The sequence below is a fragment of the Luteipulveratus halotolerans genome (assembly GCF_001247745.1).
GTDB lineage: Bacteria > Actinomycetota > Actinomycetes > Actinomycetales > Dermatophilaceae > Luteipulveratus > Luteipulveratus halotolerans.
Window position 1 is genome coordinate 111,464 of record NZ_LAIR01000003.1, and the last position, 19,863, is coordinate 131,326.

Annotated in this window: 26 protein-coding genes; 9 read left to right on the forward strand and 17 right to left on the reverse strand. The window is 66.9% G+C overall.

Going from position 1 to position 19,863, the window contains the following annotated elements; all coding sequences use genetic code 11:
• Positions 1–3: 3 nt before the first annotated feature.
• The 7 genes from VV01_RS21795 to VV01_RS24170 form a co-directional block, all read right to left on the reverse strand.
• Entirely contained in the window at positions 4–609 is a 606-nt protein-coding gene (locus VV01_RS21795; protein WP_050672172.1) for a prepilin peptidase, read from the reverse strand.
• Positions 606–1,526, reverse strand: a complete 921-nt coding sequence (locus tag VV01_RS21800) for a type II secretion system F family protein (protein WP_050672173.1) — start codon at positions 1,524–1,526, stop codon at positions 606–608. Before VV01_RS21800 ends, VV01_RS21795 begins: the two co-directional genes overlap by 4 nt.
• Complete coding sequence (locus VV01_RS21805; protein WP_050672174.1) at positions 1,523–2,377, reverse strand: type II secretion system F family protein; 855 nt, start codon at positions 2,375–2,377, stop codon at positions 1,523–1,525. Before VV01_RS21805 ends, VV01_RS21800 begins: the two co-directional genes overlap by 4 nt.
• Positions 2,374–3,960 (reverse strand): CpaF family protein, encoded by a 1,587-nt coding sequence (locus VV01_RS21810; RefSeq protein WP_050672175.1) that lies wholly within the window; start codon positions 3,958–3,960, stop codon positions 2,374–2,376. Before VV01_RS21810 ends, VV01_RS21805 begins: the two co-directional genes overlap by 4 nt.
• Positions 3,957–4,748, reverse strand: a complete 792-nt coding sequence (locus tag VV01_RS21815) for a hypothetical protein (RefSeq protein WP_050672176.1) — start codon at positions 4,746–4,748, stop codon at positions 3,957–3,959. Before VV01_RS21815 ends, VV01_RS21810 begins: the two co-directional genes overlap by 4 nt.
• A gap of 4 nt (positions 4,749–4,752) precedes the next feature.
• Entirely contained in the window at positions 4,753–5,526 is a 774-nt protein-coding gene (locus tag VV01_RS21820) for an SAF domain-containing protein (RefSeq protein ID WP_050672177.1), read from the reverse strand.
• A gap of 179 nt (positions 5,527–5,705) precedes the next feature.
• Entirely contained in the window at positions 5,706–5,930 is a 225-nt protein-coding gene (locus VV01_RS24170) for a hypothetical protein (RefSeq protein WP_050672178.1), read from the reverse strand.
• Positions 5,931–6,487: 557 nt separating this feature from the next.
• Here VV01_RS24170 and VV01_RS21830 point away from each other — a divergent pair.
• The gene (locus VV01_RS21830) at positions 6,488–6,862 is read left to right on the forward strand and encodes a hypothetical protein (protein WP_157509244.1); all 375 of its coding nucleotides are present in this window, start codon (positions 6,488–6,490) and stop codon (positions 6,860–6,862) included.
• Here the strand turns inward: VV01_RS21830 and VV01_RS21835 are convergent.
• From VV01_RS21835 to VV01_RS25015, 4 genes are all read right to left on the reverse strand, one after another.
• The gene (locus VV01_RS21835; RefSeq protein ID WP_197275236.1) at positions 6,824–8,032 is read right to left on the reverse strand and encodes an MFS transporter; all 1,209 of its coding nucleotides are present in this window, start codon (positions 8,030–8,032) and stop codon (positions 6,824–6,826) included. The two genes, VV01_RS21830 and VV01_RS21835, sit on opposite strands and share 39 nt — an antisense overlap.
• Positions 8,016–8,657 carry a hypothetical protein gene (locus tag VV01_RS21840; protein ID WP_050672181.1) on the reverse strand — a complete coding sequence of 214 codons (642 nt, stop codon included), beginning with the start codon at positions 8,655–8,657 and terminating at the stop codon, positions 8,016–8,018. The genes VV01_RS21835 and VV01_RS21840 overlap by 17 nt, the downstream gene beginning before the upstream one ends.
• Positions 8,658–8,941: 284 nt before the next feature.
• A complete protein-coding gene (locus VV01_RS25010) occupies positions 8,942–9,382 on the reverse strand; it encodes a helix-turn-helix domain-containing protein (RefSeq protein ID WP_071606626.1) in 441 nt (146 codons plus the stop codon).
• A 299-nt stretch (positions 9,383–9,681) separates the two neighbouring features.
• Positions 9,682–9,810 (reverse strand): hypothetical protein, encoded by a 129-nt coding sequence (locus VV01_RS25015; protein WP_407942943.1) that lies wholly within the window; start codon positions 9,808–9,810, stop codon positions 9,682–9,684.
• A gap of 34 nt (positions 9,811–9,844) precedes the next feature.
• Here VV01_RS25015 and VV01_RS21845 point away from each other — a divergent pair, with 34 nt between their 5' ends.
• From VV01_RS21845 to VV01_RS21850, 3 genes are all read left to right on the forward strand, one after another.
• Positions 9,845–10,156: a hypothetical protein gene (locus VV01_RS21845; RefSeq protein WP_050672182.1), complete on the forward strand. Its 312-nt coding sequence runs from the start codon at positions 9,845–9,847 to the stop codon at positions 10,154–10,156.
• A complete protein-coding gene (locus VV01_RS23645; RefSeq protein WP_157509248.1) occupies positions 10,149–10,307 on the forward strand; it encodes a hypothetical protein in 159 nt (52 codons plus the stop codon). The genes VV01_RS21845 and VV01_RS23645 overlap by 8 nt, the downstream gene beginning before the upstream one ends.
• A 154-nt stretch (positions 10,308–10,461) precedes the next feature.
• Positions 10,462–10,740 (forward strand): helix-turn-helix domain-containing protein, encoded by a 279-nt coding sequence (locus tag VV01_RS21850; RefSeq protein ID WP_197275237.1) that lies wholly within the window; start codon positions 10,462–10,464, stop codon positions 10,738–10,740.
• Between the two features lie 58 nt (positions 10,741–10,798).
• Here the strand turns inward: VV01_RS21850 and VV01_RS21855 are convergent, their stop codons facing one another.
• Positions 10,799–11,077 carry a hypothetical protein gene (locus tag VV01_RS21855; protein ID WP_050672184.1) on the reverse strand — a complete coding sequence of 93 codons (279 nt, stop codon included), beginning with the start codon at positions 11,075–11,077 and terminating at the stop codon, positions 10,799–10,801.
• Between the two features lie 354 nt (positions 11,078–11,431).
• On the opposite strand from VV01_RS21855, the gene VV01_RS21860 reads away from it, so the two are divergent.
• From VV01_RS21860 to VV01_RS21880, 5 genes are all read left to right on the forward strand, one after another.
• Entirely contained in the window at positions 11,432–11,749 is a 318-nt protein-coding gene (locus VV01_RS21860) for a histone-like nucleoid-structuring protein Lsr2 (RefSeq protein ID WP_050672185.1), read from the forward strand.
• Between the two features lie 345 nt (positions 11,750–12,094).
• On the forward strand, positions 12,095–12,472 hold the full coding sequence (locus VV01_RS21865) for a hypothetical protein (protein WP_157509250.1): 378 nt from the start codon (positions 12,095–12,097) through the stop codon (positions 12,470–12,472).
• Between the two features lie 43 nt (positions 12,473–12,515).
• Positions 12,516–13,241: an ATP-binding cassette domain-containing protein gene (locus VV01_RS21870; protein WP_071606627.1), complete on the forward strand. Its 726-nt coding sequence runs from the start codon at positions 12,516–12,518 to the stop codon at positions 13,239–13,241.
• Entirely contained in the window at positions 13,238–14,410 is a 1,173-nt protein-coding gene (locus VV01_RS21875; RefSeq protein ID WP_050672188.1) for a DUF7224 domain-containing protein, read from the forward strand. Before VV01_RS21870 ends, VV01_RS21875 begins: the two co-directional genes overlap by 4 nt.
• The gene (locus tag VV01_RS21880) at positions 14,407–14,988 is read left to right on the forward strand and encodes a hypothetical protein (protein WP_050672189.1); all 582 of its coding nucleotides are present in this window, start codon (positions 14,407–14,409) and stop codon (positions 14,986–14,988) included. The genes VV01_RS21875 and VV01_RS21880 overlap by 4 nt, the downstream gene beginning before the upstream one ends.
• A gap of 230 nt (positions 14,989–15,218) precedes the next feature.
• On the opposite strand, the gene VV01_RS21885 is transcribed toward VV01_RS21880, so the two are convergent.
• The 5 genes from VV01_RS21885 to VV01_RS21905 all read right to left on the reverse strand — a co-directional run bounded on the left by VV01_RS21885 (position 15,219) and on the right by VV01_RS21905 (position 19,843).
• Positions 15,219–15,839, reverse strand: coding sequence for a hypothetical protein (locus VV01_RS21885; RefSeq protein ID WP_197275238.1), 621 nt, complete (start codon positions 15,837–15,839; stop codon positions 15,219–15,221).
• A gap of 527 nt (positions 15,840–16,366) precedes the next feature.
• Positions 16,367–16,690 carry a hypothetical protein gene (locus VV01_RS21890; protein ID WP_050672190.1) on the reverse strand — a complete coding sequence of 108 codons (324 nt, stop codon included), beginning with the start codon at positions 16,688–16,690 and terminating at the stop codon, positions 16,367–16,369.
• A gap of 302 nt (positions 16,691–16,992) precedes the next feature.
• Complete coding sequence (locus VV01_RS21895; protein WP_050672191.1) at positions 16,993–17,997, reverse strand: IS481 family transposase; 1,005 nt, start codon at positions 17,995–17,997, stop codon at positions 16,993–16,995.
• 83 nt (positions 17,998–18,080) lie between these two features.
• Positions 18,081–18,653, reverse strand: coding sequence for a M48 family metalloprotease (locus VV01_RS21900; protein WP_197275239.1), 573 nt, complete (start codon positions 18,651–18,653; stop codon positions 18,081–18,083).
• A 317-nt stretch (positions 18,654–18,970) separates the two neighbouring features.
• A complete protein-coding gene (locus VV01_RS21905) occupies positions 18,971–19,843 on the reverse strand; it encodes a hypothetical protein (protein WP_050672193.1) in 873 nt (290 codons plus the stop codon).
• Between the last annotated feature and the right edge of the window lie 20 nt (positions 19,844–19,863).

Sequence of the window (19,863 nt, forward strand, 5' to 3'; positions counted from 1 at the left end):
CTCCTATCCGTGGGCGAACGCGACGAGGGCACCAGCGAGGATGCTGGGTCCGAAGGCAATGGGTGCGTGCCGAGCACTGCCCGGCTCACCGGCACGGGATCGTCGGACCAGCGCGACAGCAGCCGCAAGACCACCGAGGACCCAGGCGGCCATGTAGCCGTTCCAGACTGCTGGCCAGCTGACCCAACCGGTCAGCGGTGCCGTCAGGGCGAGCAGTTTCACGTCGCCGAGACCGCTGCTGGCCGTGATGAGGATTCCAAAGACGTAGTGGATGCTCATCAGGGCTGCGGCAGCGAGAACTCCTCGCCCAAGGGCGCCCCACTGGCCAGTCATTGTGGTTGCCCCGGTGAGCAACGCGAGCTCGCCAAGAACCGCAGGTCCGAGGACCCGGTCGGGCAGCCGAAGGGTGTCTAGGTCGATCACCGCCAGGATGAGGCCGGCCGCGGTGACCCAGAGGGCTGCCGGAAGCACAGCGCTGTCGTCGCGGCTGAGCGCTGCCCACGCGGTCAATGTCAGCCCCGCGACTGCGGCTATCGGCACCCAGGCCAAGGTGACCGGAGGTCGCGTGTCGCTCGCCCGTCGCCAGGGGCGCATTGTCATGGTGCTCATGCCGCGAGGATCGAGATCGTGACCGGGATGGCCAGGGCGACGCCGAACACCGCAACCAGACCCATCAGCGGTGCTGACATGTTGGTCGTGGCCTTGTTCGCCGCCTCGTGCTCCTCGTTCAGGATGCGGTCCTGGAGCCCGGCAGCGCGCTCGACGAGGACGTGCTGGACGGCACCTCCGCTTTCTCCTGCGAGGCGCATGATGTCGCCCACTTCGGTGATCTCCGGGATGCCGGTCTGCTGACCGAGTCGGGTGAGAGCGTCCCACGGCTGCTGATGCGCCCAGCGCGCCCGAGTGAGCTCACGCTGGAGACGTACGAACATCCACGACTGGCCCATCTCGGCCGCGGCGTACATCGTCGTGGCCGCTCCGGCTGCGGCACCTCGCTGGATCGCAGTCAGCTGCAGGTAGGCGACGACGGCCTGGCGGAACTCATCGCGTGCCAGAGCGCCGTTCTTGCGGATCGTCAGGTCGGGCAAGAACCAGAAGACGGCCGCCAGGACGATGCCGAGAACCGCTGGCAGCGTCACCGGAAGACGCGACGAGGGCATCAGTGCCCCGGCGGCGCTGATGGCCGCCGGGAAGGCTAGCCCGATGCTCGCACCGCCCGCCTTGTCGGCCCAGTACTTGGTGGTGCTGATGCCGAGCAACTCCAGGTCCCGGACCGGCGGCGTGAACCCTGACCGGGTCGACAGCTGCTGGTCCAGATGCGTGCCCACCTTGGTCAGAAGGTCCGACTTGGGCGTGACCTTGGCACGCGGTGCAGGTTCCAGGGCGTCACGCAGTCGGTTCGGGCTCAACCGGTCGAGTGCGTCCTCGAGGTTTGGCTGGGTGTTCGGCACGGCCGCACCGATGACCAGCGCGGCACCGAGGCCGGCGAGGACGAACAGGGCGACGACCAGCAGGACGGGGTTCACGCGCTTGCTCCCTTCGGCGAGCTGGGTGGGAGCAGCCTGGTCGGCGGCTTGAAGGTGGACGCGGCCTTGAGCCACCAGAAGCAGAGGACGAATGCGCCGAGGATGAAGAGCAGCACGATCTGTCCGGCGGGTGTGCGGTAGAACTCGCCCATCTCGCTCTGGACCAGCCAGCCGAGCATCAGTGCCGCGACCCCCATGACCCAGCGTGCCGACCAGCGGGGTGTGCTGCGATCCGACTCGATCGCGCGACGCTGTCGCACCTGAGCCGAGATCTGGGTGGCGAGTCCATTCAAGATCTGCGTCAGCCCGCGCCCGGACGCTGATTCCGCCATGACCAACGTGCACGCGATGAGGTCACCGGCGACGTCGTCGACCTCATCCGCCCATGCCCGTAGAGCGACCTCCGGGCTCTGGCGCGCCCGCAGTCGAGTGACGAGCTTCTCGTTTGGGCCTCGCAACCGCGCGGGGGTTGAGGTCAGCGTGGCGCTGATGGCGCCGGTCACCGACGTCGTGGCCGTGACGCTGGCCAGATTTCGGGTGTACTGCTCCAGCGCGTCCAGCAGCTCGATGCGGTCCCGGTCGCTCTTGCTGCTGAGCAACCGCGGCACACCCACCACGGCGGCTGGGAGCACCACGATCAGCGCCAGCCACCCGGTGAACACGGCGGCGACGAGGCCGCCGCCCGCCGCGACGATCGCGCGCTTCTGCTCCTGATCAGTCAGCTGCAGCCGACCCTTGCGCCGGCGCCGAGCGGGGGTCCCATCGGCTCCATCTCTTCCGGCGAGGGCGGTCAGGAACAGGAGCAGTCCGCCTGCGAAGCCGGCCCCGACCAGAACACCGAGGACGTTCATGCCGTCCCCTCGACCTGCGCAAGGGTCGCCAACGGACGCGGCCAGGTCCCGTTCTGCGGCGCCAGCCAGCTGCGGTCGAAGCCGATCAGCTCGAGGTCCTCCAGCCAGGAGGGCAGGTTCCCGGTCGGAACCGCCCGACCGTCAGGGCCGGGTTCGTACAACGTGTCGTGACCGACACCGTTGCGGCTGTCCTCGGAGGGGAAGACCTCCCAGATCTCGCGGACGTAGCGATGCTTCTTGCCGCCGACCGGGGTCTCGTCGCGGACGCCGAGGTTGACGATGAGTTGCACGTTCTCGGCGACCATCCTGTAGGCCAGCTCGCTGTCGACCTGAGGGCTCTTGATAGCGCAGGTGACCAGGCGTCCGATCGTGTCGCGGCACGACTTTGCGTGGATGGTGCACACGCTGCCCTTCGCAGTCTCCATTGCCTCGAACATCACGATGACCTCCGGACCGCGGACCTCGCCGACCACGATGCGATCGACCGACTGTCGCAGCGACTTCTTGGCGATGTCCTGGAGAGTGATCTCGCCCTGTCCGTCCTCCCCGCCAGGGCGATACTGCGCGGGCCACACCATCGGGTGGCGATCCTCACTCTTGTGAAGCGCCAGCTCGTACTCGGTTTCGATCGTTGCGAGGCCGACGGTCGGGTCGAGCTCGTGCAGCATGGCCCGCATGGCGGTGGTCTTGCCCGCGCTTGGCAGTCCGGAGACAACGACGCTCACACCGGCCCGGATGGCAGAGGCGAGGAACTCTTGTACCGACGGCGAGAGCATGTCCAACTCGACCAGCTCTGCGAGGTCGCGGTCGGTGAAGCCCTGCCGCCGGATCGTCACGGTCGGCCACGGCAAGTAGAACGCCGCCGCGGATAGGCGATGGCCTTCCTTGCCCAGCGGCATGTCCAGGTCGGGCTGGGCGTAGTTGAACGGCCGCTCGCCGCCGACCGCATCACGGCCGAGCATCCGCAGGTCCTCGATCAGCTCCTCGTCGGAGGCCGCCGCCGGCGGACCCTTGACCTTGCGCCCATCGCCGTAGACCAACCACACGTTGTGGCTACCGCGCACCAGGATGTCTTCTAGGCCCGGCTCGTCCAGGAACCGTTGCAACCGGCCGATGCCGAACAAGGAGTCGAGGATGGCTGAGGTGAGAGCGGACAGCTCACGACGGGTGAAGGCGGGTTCTCCCTCAGCGACACGCTCTGACTGCACGATCGTCAGCTGCTCGTCGATCAGCTGACGCGCGGCGGCCTCATCGCGGCTGCGGTCCAGGCCGCGCGCCAGATGGAGATCCTCGTCGGGGTCGTTGAACTGCCCGTTGGCCGGAAGGACGCGATCTGAGATTTTCTCTCGCAGCACCCGGACCAACGACCAATCGACGGCGTCCAACTCTGCACGCGTCGGGGCCTCCACCCGTCCGGTCGCCCGGCTCTCGGGGTCGAGGTCAGCCAGTGCGCGCAACGCTGGGCCACCTGCCGGGTGGTCAACATCGTCGTGGGTGTTGCCCGCAACCGCCACGCGGTGCGCAAACAGCGGAAGATCGGACGGGGTCCGTCCCGTGCGGCCGGCGAAGTCCTGCTCTGTCATGCTCCTACTCCCAGGTCGTCGCGGTAGCTCTGCTCGTGCTCGCGCATCGCGTCCAGCGCATGGGTCACTGACCCGACGTAGCTGGCGAATCGCCGCTTGTTCGGAGCCTTGGCACCCAGGTGATAGACCGCCGCATCTGTCGGCCGGTGCGGAATCCTGGCCACGACCGGGCTGGGCTGGAAGGGCGGGGCAATCTCCGTCACTGAAAACCCTTCGCGTGGCGGTTCGACCGCCACGACCGCGACCTTCGTGGTTTCGCCCACCTCGCCGATCCGCGCTCGGATGCTCGGAAGCACGATCGAGGTCGTGTTGATCCCCGGAAGGTGTGCCCAGGTGAACACAGCCACCGCGTCCGCTACGCGCAGCAGAGGCTGCGGTGCCGTCTTGCTCGACCAACGACCAAGGTCGATGAAGATGTCCTGGTCGGTGCCGTCGCTGATTCGCCGCAGCGCCGCGGCGAGCGGGTCCCAGAGATTCGCCAGCGCACCGGCCTGATCGGGTTCTGCGACGGCAGGCAGCACGTGGGCCGTATCAGACCCGGGGATTGGCATCGCCTGAGCCTGGATGTGCTCGATCAGACTCAGCCCAGCCGGTCGCATAGCCAGAGACAGCACCGAGCTCGTGTGCGCCCAGCGCGAGCGGAACGCGCCCGCGAGAACGGGTGAGCCGCCTGTAGCGTCAGCCTCAACCAGTAGCGCCCCCGGTGCCCCCGATTGCATGGCCCAGGCGACTGCAGTCGTGGTCACGCCCGGCGAGCCAGTGGCGCTGGTCATCACGAAGATCGACATCAGCTCACCGGCTCTCCGGCATCGGGTCCAGCACGAGCGCCATCGAGCCCAAGCTGGCGGCCGTGGCGACTGTCGGAGCGTCTTCCGTCGAGACACTGACATCAACCGTCGTGAGGCCGTCCTGGCTACTGCTCGTCCCGATCGCAACGATCTGCGCCCGCCATGTCTGACCGACCAACAGCCCCTTCGGTAGCGCGTTCGCCTGGGTGCCCTGTCCAGCACCGAGGACCAGGCGCACCTGCTGGCCGGCCGTCAGGCCGGCAGCGGGGCGCTGGCCAAGTTTCACCGCGATACCGACCGTGCTGCGCCCAGCGATCGGCCCGAACCGATCGGCCACCATCGCAGGGCTCACCAGGGTCCCGGCCGGAAGGTCTCCGGTGACGTAACGGCCAACCAGCGAGCCGATCTGCTCCTGGCTGACGCTGTTGAGACCCTTGCCGTTGGTCACCTGTTTGGTCGTGAGGTCCGACCGCTGCAGCGAGTCTCCCGCTTCCACGCTGTGCCGCAGCACCAAGACCGACTCGGGCTTCTCTCCCCGAGTCACCAAGGCACCACCGGCCAGGCCGCACACCACCATCAGCGCAACTCCGGCCGCAATCCGCGTCCGGCTTCTGCGAGTGCGGACCGACGGCGGCGTCGGCCTCAGGGGTGCCTTCTGCGCAGTATCAGCGGTCGCCACCACCGCGGGCTGCTTGGCCTGCTGCTCGGAGATCTTCGAGCCACCGCCCTTCGTCTCGGACGTCTTGGTGTCGTCAGTGACTACCCGGCGCGCCGTCATCGGCGTGCACCTCCTCGAGCGGCCTCGTGGACCGCCGTGCTGTTCGTCGTCATCTCAGATCTCCTTTGCCCTTCCGCATCCAGAAGGCCTTGGCCCCCCTCAAGCGGTCGCGTCCTAGTTGGAACGATACACATGCACTAGTGCTTATGGACCGCTCGTCCACAGCCGCCCTGCAGGCTCTACGCCGGCAGGGCTTCCCCACCCAGTCGCGCGGCCAGCGCCTCCCCGTGCTCGGCTAGCAGGGTAAGTCGGTGCCACTCGTCGAGCTGGTCGACAGAGATCACCTCGGCCTGCTCGATCCTGCACAGGCGCACCCGCCATACCCGCACGACCGCGGCTAGAGCCTGCACGAGGCCTTCTGGACGGACCCCGCGCAATCGAACCCAGCCCTGGTCAACGACCACGGCGAGACCTCGACCTGCACCCGCCACTCCCCCGGTCAGCCGGACGACTTCTTCCACCGTGCGCCCGTAGCAGCCTGGCCACACAGGGACCTCGACAACGTCTCGGTCGCCACCGATCGACCCATCCACATCCCCGCTCATACCCATCGGACAACTCCGGTGGCCGATGCCTTAGGCGTGAGAACCCGGACGGCGAGTCTTCGAGCGCAGGGGGGACGCGAGCCCCGCCGTCCGGGAGTTGAACTGGGGTGGAGGCCAGGCATGTGGGCCTGCCGAGGCCTCCACCCCGAGAGCGTCGAACCAGTCATCGGGTACCCGGATCCGAGCTCTCTGCACCCGTAATCCCCTACGGGTGCCGCATGGCGCGGCGCTGCCGCGCCGATCAAGTCACATCGTCCTGAGTGCCCCACCACTCGCCCCTATCTGTTCGGATACGAACAGGTACGAGTGTTCAGCGGGCGAAGTCAGCGGAGGGAATGACTTCGGTCAGGACTTGGTAAATGTTCGAATGCGAACACCTGAACTCTGTTGCTCTGTTCGCCCGCTACAGTTCGGCCATGCCGGCCACGTTCCAAGACGGGAAGACGGGCGAACGACTGAATCGCCTCTTCCACACCGTCGTCATCGAGTCGGCGACGAAGGGTGTTGAGACCCTTAGCCCGAACCGGCTGGCGGCGGAGATGGCCGATCGCGGCTACGCCTACGGCGGCTCGACCTTGCGCAAGGTCCGCAACGGCGATCACGATCCGCCGGGCCGCGCGCTACTGGGAATCTGTATCACCGTCAGCGAGCTCACCGGCATCGAGGTAACGCCGGACTACTTCTTCGTAGCCGAGACGGCTACCCGTGTCGAGTCTGAGCTGGATGCGCGCAAGCGCGCGATCGAGGAGAGGCTACGCGGGCGCGACCTGACGCCGCCGGGCGACGGGTGACACGAACACGATCGCCGCGGCGACAGCGAGTGTCACGGCAGTGGTGACGCCGGCAGTGGCTACCGATGTGACGCCGGCGAGCCAGCCATACAAGGCATAGCCAACCGGCTGCAGGCCGGCAATCGACATCGTCACCATGCTCATGACCCTGCCCATGTACTCAGGGGGCGTCTCTGTCTTGATGTCGCCCATCATCAGCGCGGCGCCGGCCCCGAAGAACGCACCCATCAACGCTGCAAAGCCACAAACGATCAGCGGCGCGCCCGCGACGGCCATCCCTGCCAGGCCAACGCAACCACCAAGGACGAACATCAGCGACCACCGCAGCCCGTGCGCAACGTAGCGGCGGCCGACGGCGATGAAGCCCGCACCGATGAGACTCCCGACGAAGAAACCGACGTAGCCGAGCCCGTACTGACCGGCCGACCAGTTGTTGTCTCGACCCGTCAAGGCGACGCCAGTCACTAGAGGCGCCAGAGTGAGGCCATTGACGATCGCGAACAGGGCCAGCAGTGTCGCGAGCTGAGGTCGACCAAGGGCGTAGCTGAATCCCGCACGCACCATCTCAAGCAGCTGACCGTCCACTCTGGCAGGTGACCGCAGCCCGCGACGGTGAAGTGCAACTACCGAAACGAGGGCCAAGCCGAGGACCGCAGCGCCGGTCACCGCAGCCGCCGAGGCGCCCTGCCACCCGATCAGAACAGCGGCGATCGGAGTCGCGGCCGCCGTGGCGGTCTTGTTGATCCACGACAAAACACCTTGGAATGACCTCAGATGTTCGCGGTCAACTACGAGCGTCCCAGCACTCTCCATCGCAGGCAGGTGTACGCCGTCCGCGAAGCCGAACGCCAGCGCGACTCCGGTCAGAGCCCAGCTCGACAGCGGTGACGCGGTCAGCACCCAGCCGAACGCCAGCATGAGCACGACACGCGCGGCAAGGCTCCAGATCGCCGCCTCTACGACGCCGGCGCGGTCGGCGACAGCCCCGCCGAACACTGTCACGACCGCCCGGCTCAACGTGCCGACCGTCATGATCAGACCGAACGACAGCGCGCTACCTGAGTGCGCGGCCGCCCAGGCCAAGATCACGTAGAAGAACTGATCAGCACCCCGATCAGCGCCGTGCCCGGCGAGGAACACTCGGGACGTCGGGTTATTCCAGGACCTCACGTGCCTTGTCCCCCTGCTCTCGAGCGCCAGGCTCATAACCACGGATACGGAACGGCATCGCGCTGAACGTCACCGCGACGACCTGCCGGTCCTCGCCGCCCTCCCCGTCCTTGCTGGCCGCTGCTTGGTGTCGCTTGACCACAGTGGCAATCTCGCGCTCAAGCGCCGCAACTTGCTGTGGAGTCATCTCAACCGGCCAGTACATATTGGACGCCGACTCAGTCCACGCGGGGCTCCAGCGCCCAGCGCGACGTTCCGCTAGGAACTCGCGGCGCCGATCCTCCTTCAGCTGCTCGTTGACCATCTCCATCGAGCCCTGCGCTAGATACCTCTGAGGGTCCGACTTCTGCAGGTTCCGAGGCCAGCTCCACTCGACCCGCATCGGAAGAGCTTCCCAGCGGCGCTCATGCCCCTTGCCCCCAAGAAACTTCACGAGCGCGGCGTTCTCGAGGACCTCGAGCTGCTGCTTCAAGCCCCCTCGTGCTTCTGGGGCCAACGATCTCGACAGGAGGCCGAATGTCGACGAGCCGATGATGTACAGCGTCTCGTACAGCTTCCATCGCACAGGATCGGCCAGTGCCGCGGCTTGGACGGTCCCCAGATCGCTGGAGTCTTCCTCGGGCATGCCCGCAACCCTAAGTCGGCCTGGGCCGATCCGGTGGCCTCGTCACCTGCGGAACTTCTACACTTGGCGCATCCGCCGTTCCGATGCCCAGGAGGACGACATGAAGAAGGTCGCCGCTGTAGTCGCCCTTGGTGTCGCAGTCATGTTTTCGGCACCCGCCGCGCCCGCCCAGGCTGCGCACGTGGTTCCGATGACTAACTGCTCGTTCTGCTAGCGCAACTACACCACACATCGAAGACGGCTGGCGCTTGACCGCGCCAGCCGTCTTCCAGCTCCGGAAGACGTCAGGCCGAGTCACGGCGACGGCGAGACTCATCGAGCGCATCACGGAGCACGTCCATGCTCACACCCAGCACACCAGCGAGGTGTCTTCGCACTCGCTCTGAAGGCATGCTTCTGAATGCGCCGGCCTCCCAACGCAGGTAGGTCGCCGGCGCGACGTGCGCCCGCCTCGCCGCCTCACGCGAACCGTAGCCAGCCTCCAGCCGTAACCGGCGGAGGTCTGGCCGGTCATCGGCAGCCAGTAGGTCGCTGATCCGTACGTCGAGAGCACGAGCTAGTCGCCCCACCATCGCTGCTCGCGGCGTGGACGTGCCGAGCTCCCAACGGGATACCCGTTCACCCCCGGCGACCCCGATGAGATGAGCGAGCTGATGCTGGGTGAGACCAGCTCCCTCGCGGGCGGCGCGCAGCGCATCCGGGCGAAACGCTGGCTGACTGTGCACTCAGGAACCCTACGGTGCGTCGGCCAACCTTCCGGCAGAAGGTGTGGCCTCGCGTCGCCGGCGACGGCGCTCCGCTCGCGGACGAGCGCCGCGCGGGTGATCCGCCGGGGTCGCCCATCTCCCGTTCCGGTCGAAGTGTTGGAAGGTCGAACCGGCGCACGAGCTGGAGGCAGCAGGGACCCCAGCCGATCTCGACAAGGGCACCTGAGACTTAGTGGTCACGTCAGCGCCTGCGATGAGGTCCGCGTCGCGCGGGTTGGCCTTGCGCACGTTGTTGATCGTGCGGGCAACGGGCCGAGTCAGCAGACCAGCAGCGACCCGCTCGGACGTGGCAGCAGCATCCCAAGCATGTCCTCCCTGTCGGTGGTGCTGAGCTCACCGGGTCGGATCCACGCCTGCCACGCCGGCTCGTCGAGGAACACCGGCATCCGGTCATGCACGTCGCCGGCCGCGTCGACGCCGGTGCGGGTCAGTCAGCACCGTGAACGTCATGCGCCACTCCCCCGCGGCACCCTTGTCGAACGCGAACCGACCAGCCGCGGACAGCAGCTCGGCCGCGACGCTGCACAACGCGAGATCGGCTACCGGCTGCTGGGCCGGCTCGCGTCCTCACCGCTCGCGGCCGAGGACGACCGGGCCCTGGCGGACGACATCCTCACGACCGTGCTCGAGCAGGGCGACGTCGAGGGTGCTCAGTGGTCCGGAACGGACCTGGACCTGGTGACGTTCATCCAGGATGATGAAGTGAGCGAAGGAGGCACCACCGATGACTGACATCGTGCGCGTCACATCCGAGCAGGTCGCAGCGGCCCGCGGCCTGATCGACCTGCGGGGACGCGACAACGTGCCCGCCTGGTACCTCAAGATCGCCAACGCCAAGCCTTCCCGCGCCGCTCACACCGCATCCGCTCAGCGCGCCGGCTAGAACCCACGCGCACCGTCTCGGTGACCCGTTTGTGGGCCGGTCGTTCACGTGCGCCCACTCTCGCTCTGAGCAGGAGACTCCACTGCCTCGCATCGACACGCTGTCCACCGACGACCCCGACGGCCGCACAGCCCTGGACCGCTGCACTGTCCCGGTGACCGGGGCCCTCGACGTGCCGGCCGCGCGGCTCCTGGCCACCACGCTGCGCGCCGTCGCGCACGCCGACCGGCTGCGGGTCATCTCCACACTGCACGGGGCGCCCGCGACCGGGTCAGCCCTCGCGGTGGCCCTACACGTCGAGCGTCGGCAGATGCTCGCCCACCTCCGCGTGCTGCGCCGGATCGGGGTGGTCAACGAGCCCGACGACCGGGGCAGGTACGCACTCGTCGATGGCGGACTCGATCGCCTCGCCCGGCTCCTCGCCCACGACTGACGGTCCGACGTCGCGGCGGGGCGATTCCACGGAATCACTCAGCCGGCACCGACGTCGATCACAGTTCCCGTGCCGTCCACCGGCCCGCGAGGAAGCCGAGCACGACCGCTGCGGTGACCCAGAGCCCTGACGCCAGGTCGGTCACGCCGTCGATCAGCGCAACGCCTGTCGTGCTGTCGTCCGGCATCCGCACGGCGGCGGCCACCCAGACAACGAGGCCGACGACTGCTGCCAGGGCCTCAGCCCGTGCGGCCCGACCGGTGAAGAAGCGGACCACGGCAAAGGTGACCGCTGCGGTCGCAAGGAAGAAGACGAAGTAGTAGCCGAACTGACCCATGCGTTGAACAACCCTTCATGAGAACGACATTCACGGACGAACCACCAACGCCGGTGAACAGGTCCACCAACACCAGTGACATTGATCTGTCGTGACGATACGAAAGGGCTCGGACAACTTCGGCGTGTCGCAGGGGACCAAACGCACGATCGCTGGCCCCAGCGGCCCTGGCCCGCACGTCGCATCCCCGCGAAACTGCGCAGATTCTCGTGCGTCGAGTGGAGGCAGCGGAACGGAACTGAGTTGTGTAATTCCTGGTACAGGAAGCCGCCTGCAAGAACGTCGTCTGTGACGATCGCGGGCCAGATAGGGTGACTGACAGCCCGCGCACGCCTCGACGAAAGGTCCCATTCAATGGCTCAGAAGGTCCAGGTCCTACTCATTGACGATGTCGACGGGTCCGAAGCCGCCGAAAGCCTGACGTTCGGACTCGACGGCGTCACCTACGAGATTGACCTGTCGGCCTCGAACGCCGACCAGATGCGGCACTCCTTCGAGGGATGGATCGCCAACGCACGGCGGGTCGGTGGCCGGAAGAACTCGAGCAGGACCTCCCGCCGCGACGAGCTCCACAAGGTCCGCGAATGGGCGCGCGCGAACGGTCACACCGTCAGCGATCGCGGCCGCGTCTCCCAAGACATCCAGGACGCCTACGACAAAGCACACCGATGAGCGCACACATCGGGTAGGGCGGAAGCGGCATCGTGCTGCACGACCAGACCGTGCAGCAGCTGAACACCAGACGCGCGGGCAAGGGGCTACCGCCGCTGACGCACGGGCGACCGCAGCGTGTCTCGTGCACGAACGGTTGCAGAACACCCGAGTCCACCGGTGCTCGTCGCGGAGAGATCTCTCTCGCGGCCGCGCGGGGGTCGTTTGCTCTGCCGCCGGGTGTCAAATCCTTGTCGGAGCCGCTTGCGACTGTGCGTCTCGGTCTCGGGCTACGCTGCGGGCGTCGCTGTGGCTGTAGTGCGCTACCGACACTGCAGTGAACAGGGACACTGACAGGAGGACACAGTGGTAACCAAGAAGACGATGATTCGTGTTGCGCTGGTTGCAACGGCTGCGATGGCGGTCTGCGGGCCTGCGGCCGCCGAAGGCGGGTGGGACTCCACCATCACCGCACGGCCGAGCTACGGATCGCGAACCTGGGTGGATAAGAACGTCGACAGCACCAACGCCTACGTCAAGCTCTATGTTTGCAACCAGCGCGGCGCGGTGGCGATCTTCCGGAACCGGCAGTGGCCCGTTCCTGACGTCACGGTCAAGGACACAACGTGGAGCTGCGACAATGGGATCTACTACGGCGACACGGCAGCAGGTGACTACCACTTCACGCTGAAGAAGACCTCCAACGGCGGGGTTCTCGATGCCAACGTTCAGGTTCGTTACTAGGCAATAGCCGTCGGTACAGCATCGAAAGGGTTGTTACACGTCTATGGTTTCGATCTCGCTGAGTGAGGTTGGCATCCGACTGCGTCGGAGAGATGTTCTTCGCGGGGTGACCTGGCATCTGCCGGAGACCGGGAAGACTTTGTTGGCCGGGCAGAACGGCGTGGGCAAGACAACAACACTTCGTGTGCTGAGCGGCGCGTTGTCCCCGGCCGATGGGGCGGTGCTTGTCGACGGCCGCCCCATCCGCCGGCGGCAGCTGAGGTCGGTGGTAGCGCTGATGCCGCAGACGATCACGGCGATCCCGGGTCTGTCGGTGATCGACCAGGTCGCCTTCGCCGGATGGCTAGGTGGTCTTCGAGAATCTGCAGCTCGAGCGCAGGCGCTGGCGGTACTGGACCAGGTAGACCTCGTGGAGGAGAAGGACCGGAACGCGAGCCAGCTGTCGGGAGGGCAACTTCGTCGTGTCGGTCTGGCAGAGGCATTGACCCGCCCTTCGGACATGCTCCTGCTGGACGAACCGACAGCTGGCCTGGACCCGGTGCAGAGAGCCCGCTTCCGGGAGTTGGTCGACACCATCGACAAGCCGCTGGTCCTGTCGACGCATCAGCTGGATGACGTCGACCAGACCTTCAGCAATGTCGTCGTCCTCAGCGCCGGGAACCTGGCGTTCGAGGGCTCGACGCAGGAATTCTTGAGTCACGGCGCCGGCGATGAGACATCGCGCCGGGCTGAGTCAGCCTTCGTCGCGTTGACTGGGGCGGCGTCGTGAACGCGATTCGTGGGCTGCGATGGTCAAGCGCCTGGTTCGCCGTACCGATCGCGGGCCTGGCGGCCTATGTGGCTGGTGTTTCCGAGAAGGAATTCTTCGGTGACTACCCGCTGATCGGCGTCTCGCAGGCGTGGATCGGGCTGGTCATCGTGGCCCCTCTGATCGCCGCGTGGTGCAGCTGGGATGCGAGCCGGTTGCGCACCTGGTTGCTGCTGCACTTCTCCGGAGTTCAGCAGCTGAAAGCGTTGGCCGTGATGCTTGGCGCCGGCTTCGCTCTGGCGGTCGCCGCGGTCCTCGCGGCGACCGGCTGGGCAGCCGGACTCCCCCGAACGGTCCCCGCCATCAGTATCACCGTGGCCGGAGTCCTAACGCTCATGGCTGCAGCCCTCACCGGAGCCGCGCTGGGAGTGTTGGTACCTCGTGTGGTCGCCGCGCCCCTGTCAGCAGGGATCTGGTACGCCTGGATGGCGATCCCGATGTCGGACCCCTCGCACTGGACCGCAGCCGCGACCGTGACCGGCGCATCGGCGACCTGCTGCACCTCCTCACAAGAAGTCAACCCGGCCTCAATGCTGACGGCATCCGCGGTCGCACTGATCTGCGGCGCTGCCGCGCTCATCAGCATCTGGGTGGCATCACGCGCCCGTGGGGCGGCGGTCCTGATCGCCGGCGTTGCCCTGGCCGGGTCCGCTGGCTGGGCTCTGACACACATCCAGGACGGCCCGATCGTGGCCCGAACCACCCAGCTCAGCTGCGCCCAGGACGGCCCCGGCCGTGTCTGCATCTGGCCCGAGCACCACGGTCAAGAGGCGAGAATCAACGCCGCGATCCAAGCGGTCCGTTCCCGGCTGCAGCATGAGGTGATCCCAGTGCCTCAGTCCTGGAGTGAAGCACCCACCCGGCCTCCCGGCGTCGGCAACCTGCAATGGACCACCGGCGTGTCACCAGAACAGGCACGCTCCTCAATCGTCGTCAGCGTCGTGCAAACAGCCGGGTGCCACGACGCGCGCGGTGAAGCGTTGACCTCCTTCCTGCGCCTGCAAGTCGGAGTCTCACCGGAGGCTAACGGCACCCCCGCATCCTCTGCCCAGGCCAGGCAGGTACAGGGTCTCCCTGCGGCGCAACGCACGGCCTGGGTCAAGCAGCAGATCACGGCTTGCTCTGCATGAGGCTGTACGCGCGAACCCGACGAACCACCGTTCTCTACGCAGTCGCCCTTCTGGTCGGCGCCTCCTCCGCCATGGCTACGCCACAGGTCTCCTTCCCGACCGTCATCGGAAGCGGTGGCACCACCCTGCCCATCAACGCGATCCTGCCCACCGTCCTGGGCTGCGCCATCGCCTGGAGCCTGTCCGCGAGGTTCACCCACCTGACCGACAACGCCGCCCGAGAAACAGGCTGGCTGGACGTATTGCTCGCTCTCGGCGCGGTAGTCGTCGTAGCGATCGGCGGTCTACTGGTCCTCGCACCAGACCTGGTCGTCCTTCGAAACGCGGTCCTGACCGTTGGCATCAGCGTGGCGGGTACCGCGATCTTCACGCCCGCAGCCGGGTCCCTCCTGACCGCCAGCGCGCTGATCGTCTCCCTCACCTACGGACCGACCGCGCCAGGAGCACGGTTTGCGCGGCTCTTTCAAGCCCCGTCCGACCAAACGTGGCCGTGGGCGATCAGCATCCTGGCCCTGGCAGTTGCTCTCGCCGCCGCCGCATGCCGTCCATGGCCTCACCATCAGCAGGTGCTGCTCTGAGCCCAGATCGGTGACCGCACGACCGAGCTCTCGCCGGGCCGCGTAGGTGGGGTGTCGGTAAGGAACATGTCACCAGATGCAAACAAGGTCTCGCGAACGACCGGGTGCGTGACATTCGTGCGGACACGAGTTGTCATCAGCGCTGGCCTGCTACCAACGGCATCTATCTGGCTGAAGATGCCTCGCAACGATCGTTAGCGTCTCAGCTCTCCCAGGTGGCGTGCGATGACCTAACCGAGGTTGTAGAACGTTTTGATCGGCCCATCGGGCAGTCGATCGGCGGTGTATCCGTCCTCAGGCACCGGCATGTAGCCGCTGACGTCGATCAGGACATCGAACGAGTCTGTATAGGTCGGCCGAGAGGGATCATCGCTGGTGTAGCTCGCGGTGATCGTGCCGTGCCGAGGCAGTCCTGCCTCGGTTGTCCCGTCCTCGAACCGACCGTTGGCTTCAAGGCGCCAGTAGACGCGGATGCTGGCCCGGGGCGGCAAGGTCCGCGGGGTCTCGAACATCTCCTTGGTCTTGCTGGCGATGTCGTCAAGCGTCTCCGGCCAGGCGTCGTACTCCAGCGTCAGACCGCGCGCGGCGGAATTGCCCATGTTAGTGATCCGTAGATCCCAACTCGGAGAACCGGCAAGGCTTCCAACGATCTCGGCGTACACGTACGGACGGGTCTGCTCGATGCTGTCGCGCTTCGCCTGCTCGTTGGCTTCCTGCGCCGCGTTGAGCGTTCCTTTCGCTGCCAGGCCGGCCACGATCGCCGTGACCAGAAGCGCGAGGGTGAGCACGGCGGTTGCTGCCGTCGATACGGCAGAGAGCACGTCCGTCCAGGTCGGGTCGGGATGCTCCACGAGTGCAACTATCCCCGGTCGTCTCCATCGGCGTCGGGCTTCGGCTCGTTTGCACCTGGTGACACGTTCCTTACCGACATCCCAGGTAGTGGCGATTCCTCCGAGGACCCGCGCCTCACCGCGCGGTAGACCGACTGAATTTCTAGGGGTTCGACACTCCCGCTCCTTGGCGCCGCGCCATGCCCACACCCGCCAGCAGCGGCGTCATTCATGACCGGCGCCGTGCGTAGTTTCATCTCGCCGCTTGACGTCGTCCGCAGACACCCACACGTTGACGTCTCCCCCAGCGCGCCCGTAGTCGCGCCATGTCACGTGAACGCGTCGGCCGACCCAGCGCAGCGCCCGTGCCGCCACCCATTGCAGCGTTCCATCCGGCCACTCGATCCGCACTTCGACCTCGATCGGCGCGGGGGCGTACGGTACCGCGCGGAGCGCGGCGTTCGGTGGCCAGTCCTGATTCAGAGGAAGGGCATAGCGGGGACGGCGACCATCGTTCTGACCCACCATTGCTCAGCTGGGCCGATGGCTCATCGCGGGTAGGGCACGTGAAGTCGCTGATCGACGACCAACTCACAGGCCGCACGCACCTCATACCTGGTCAGCAGGTTGTACTCCCCGCCGTGCGGCAGGAGCAACGCTGACGTATCCACCGCATGTCTCTCGCCGGGTCGGATCCAGTACAGCTGGTAGCGGCCGTCGTCTTCGTCATCTCGACTCGGCTCGGCTCGCATCAACATCGCGCTGCCCGTGTAGTCGTCGATCCACTGGTGGACGTCGTTATCCCCGGCGGCAATCTCAGGAAGATTCGCATCCGGCCACAGATCGGGGGACCATCGCGCTCCCTTGTTCATCCATGGCATTGGCCGGAATCCTCCGCTCGATACATGTTGAACGCCTGCGAACGAGCGAAGGGGCCCACCAAATCTGGTGGACCCCTTCTTCGTTCGTATGTCCGCAGGGGGAGGCCGGAGCCCGCAAGTCCCGCGACTCGTGCATCCAGGTTACAACAAGATCACGAGCACGAGGATGAAGTGCCCGACTCCCGCCTATGAGCGACGCTGCTGCGTCTGGAGCAGTTCGGTGATGGCTCTGACCCGCACGCTTATCGGCGGGTGAGTGCGTGTGAGGTTCTGCCACCAGGTGGGCTCGGTCTCTAGGTGTAACTGAGCATGAGGTTGGTGACGCCGGCTGGGAGTCGTGAGGCCGGCGGCTGATCGCCCGCGGCGGTGTGGGGGCGATGGTAGTTGTAGTGGACCTGCCACACCTGGAGGCGGTCACGGCGCTGCTGCTCGGACTCGTACGCGGCGGCGTAGAGGACCTCCACGGTGTAGGTCTGCTGGTAGCGCTCGACCTTGCCGTTGTGCTTGGGCGTGAACGCCTTGATCCGCTGATGCGTGGCCGCGAAGGAGTGCACGGCCCGGGTGAACGCACTGGCGCGGTAGCAGGACCCGTTGTCAGTCACGATCCGGGTGAAGCGGGTGATGCCGTGCGCGGCGAAGAACACCCGGGCACGGAACAAGAACCCGATCGCGGTGACGGCCTTCTCGTCGTCGTGGGCTTCGGTGTAGGCCAGCCGGGAGAACCCGTCGAGGGCGGAGTGCAGGTAGGTGTACCCGGTGCGGGCGCCACGGGTCTTGGCCCGGTCGGCGGCCTTGGCCTGGGCCGACCCGCGACCGTGCACCCGCCACCCGCCGCCGTCGGGGATGCGCCCGACCTTCTTCACGTCCAGGTGGGTCATGTGCCCGGGGTACCGGGCAGTGATCTTTCCCGGCGCCCGCAACGGTTCCCCGTCAACGTCCAGGTGCCGCAGCCGGTTCAGTCCGTGCCGGACCAGGATCCGGCTGATCGTGCACACCGCGATCCTGACGCCCTGGGCGCTCAGCTCCAGATGGATCCGCCGCGCGGACCACTTGCGTTTGCGCAACGCGATGACCTGTTCCACCACCTGCGGCGGTGTGGCGGTCGGGGAACGGCGGGGCCGGCTGGTCCGGTCGTGCAACCCTTCGTCGCCGTGCTCACGCCAGCGGGCAAACCACTTCGACAAGCACTGCCGCGAGACCGCGGCCTCCGCTGCGACGTGCGCGATCGGGCGGTGCTGGCACCGGCGCACCAGGCGACGACGTCCTTCGAACGACAGGGCGGCTTTACTGTGGGGCATAGGGCAGGTTCCTTCGGCTGACTCGACGTGATGAACGGCTTGACACCTTCATCCTGTCGCCGCAGGGACCTGCCCGCCCTTAGCTACCCGGCCGTGTCACCAACCTCATGCGCCGCAACATCTAGGTGCTCGAATTGGCGCAAGTAGGACCTCAACCCCGGTCCGCAGTCGTGGTCGACCGCGTATTCGTCGGCGCTGAATTCCTCGCGTTGCGACCATGCTCCTGCCAGGACCGGGACGGCGATCAGCGCCACGACGGCAAGGATCACTGCGACTCGCACGAGAGTCGATCCGTGCAGCAGCAGCACGACGCCGGCTGCTGCCAGGGCTGCGGGCAGGGCTAGCCGCAGCCATGGTTTCCATTCGACCGCTTCTCGCACGAGGAACGCTGTCGTCCAGTACGGCAGGGCCAGCCACGTCAGGACCGCCGAGAAGCGCAGCGCGCCACCTGCGTGATGGCCGACCTCGTGCGTAATGGCAGCCAGGACCTGGTCCTCGGTCAGTTCGTCGCCTTCGCAGAGGGTGATGAACGCGCCCGTCAGGCCGATCGAATGACCACCGAGCGAGTGGGCGTTCGGCTCGATGGAGTGCGAGACGCTGTAGAACCGGAAGTCGCTCATCGCCAGACCGGTCCTGGCCTCGAGCTCATCGGTCACCGCAAATCCCGCCACGGCATCGACGTCGATCGGCTCCCACTTCGAGACGCTCGTAACCAACTCTGCCTCTGCCCAGGGCCCACAGCATGCTGATGCCGATGAGGAACCATGCCATGACCACGCCGCCCGCGCCCAGCATCGCGCTCGGTACGGCGAGCATGGCAGCGCTGCACACCGCTCTTGGTGCATGCAGCAGCAGCTGCCAGTACGGACTCCGTCCCATCCCCACCCCTCGTCGAGCCTCACGCGGCCCGGGTGCCGAGCCGAATGTGATGCTACGAACAACCCCTGACACGGCTGGGAGTGATTCCGTGGAATCACTCCCCGAGGGCCTGCGCGATGCGTTCATCGAGGCGGTCGAAGAGTTCGTCGATCTCGCGGAGTGCGCCCGCGCGTTCTGCGGGCGTCGGGCCATCGCGTAGTGGTGCTGGTGGTTCCGCAGCTGGAGCCGCGGGGCGGCGGTCCTCGTCGAGGGGCAGGGTGCGGCGTTCGGCGACGATGCGGGCGATCGAGCGTGGGTTGAGCGCGTCTAGGCCCGGTTTGCCGGTCGCGCTGACCGGCACGATGAGGTGACGGTGGTGTTGCCACCCGTCGGGGATCGGGCTGGCGCAGTCGTGCAGGGACGGGTGGGCCGGCGCCCCCTCGACGGTCTGCTCGAAATCGTGGGCGGTGTTCATGCGGGCGGCGAGGGCTCGTAGCCATCGGCTGAGGGCGCAGCTGGGGCATTGCCGACCGTGCCTGGTCATGGGCAGATCGGTGCCGTCGATCGCGCTGACCGGTTCCAGGGTGATCTGCTCGGCTCGTAGGCGGCTGATCTGGTCGGCTGACCAGTGCAGGTGTCCGGCGAGAACGAGGACGAGGCCGTCGCGACGGGCCCGTACGCCGTCCGGGAACCCGTGGGCGGGCAGGTGGTGCAGTGCAGTGGCCAGGTCGCCGCCCTGTCCTGTGCCGTCCCACAACGGTCGGCCACGTGGCCGCGAAGCGGGCTCCCCGGCGAGGCGTCGGTCGGTGTCTCGGTGGGCTGCTCGGATCGCGCGCAGTCGCCTCACCGCGGTCTGCCCGTGAGCTGGCACGGCTTCCAGGAAGGCCTCGACAGTCGCCCAGGTCGTCGGCAAGGCCTCGCGCCCGGTGGCAGCACACCAGTCCTCGAACAGGCCCCACTCGGGTCCGTACCGGTGAGGTGATTCCACGGAATCACCTCGCATGGCAC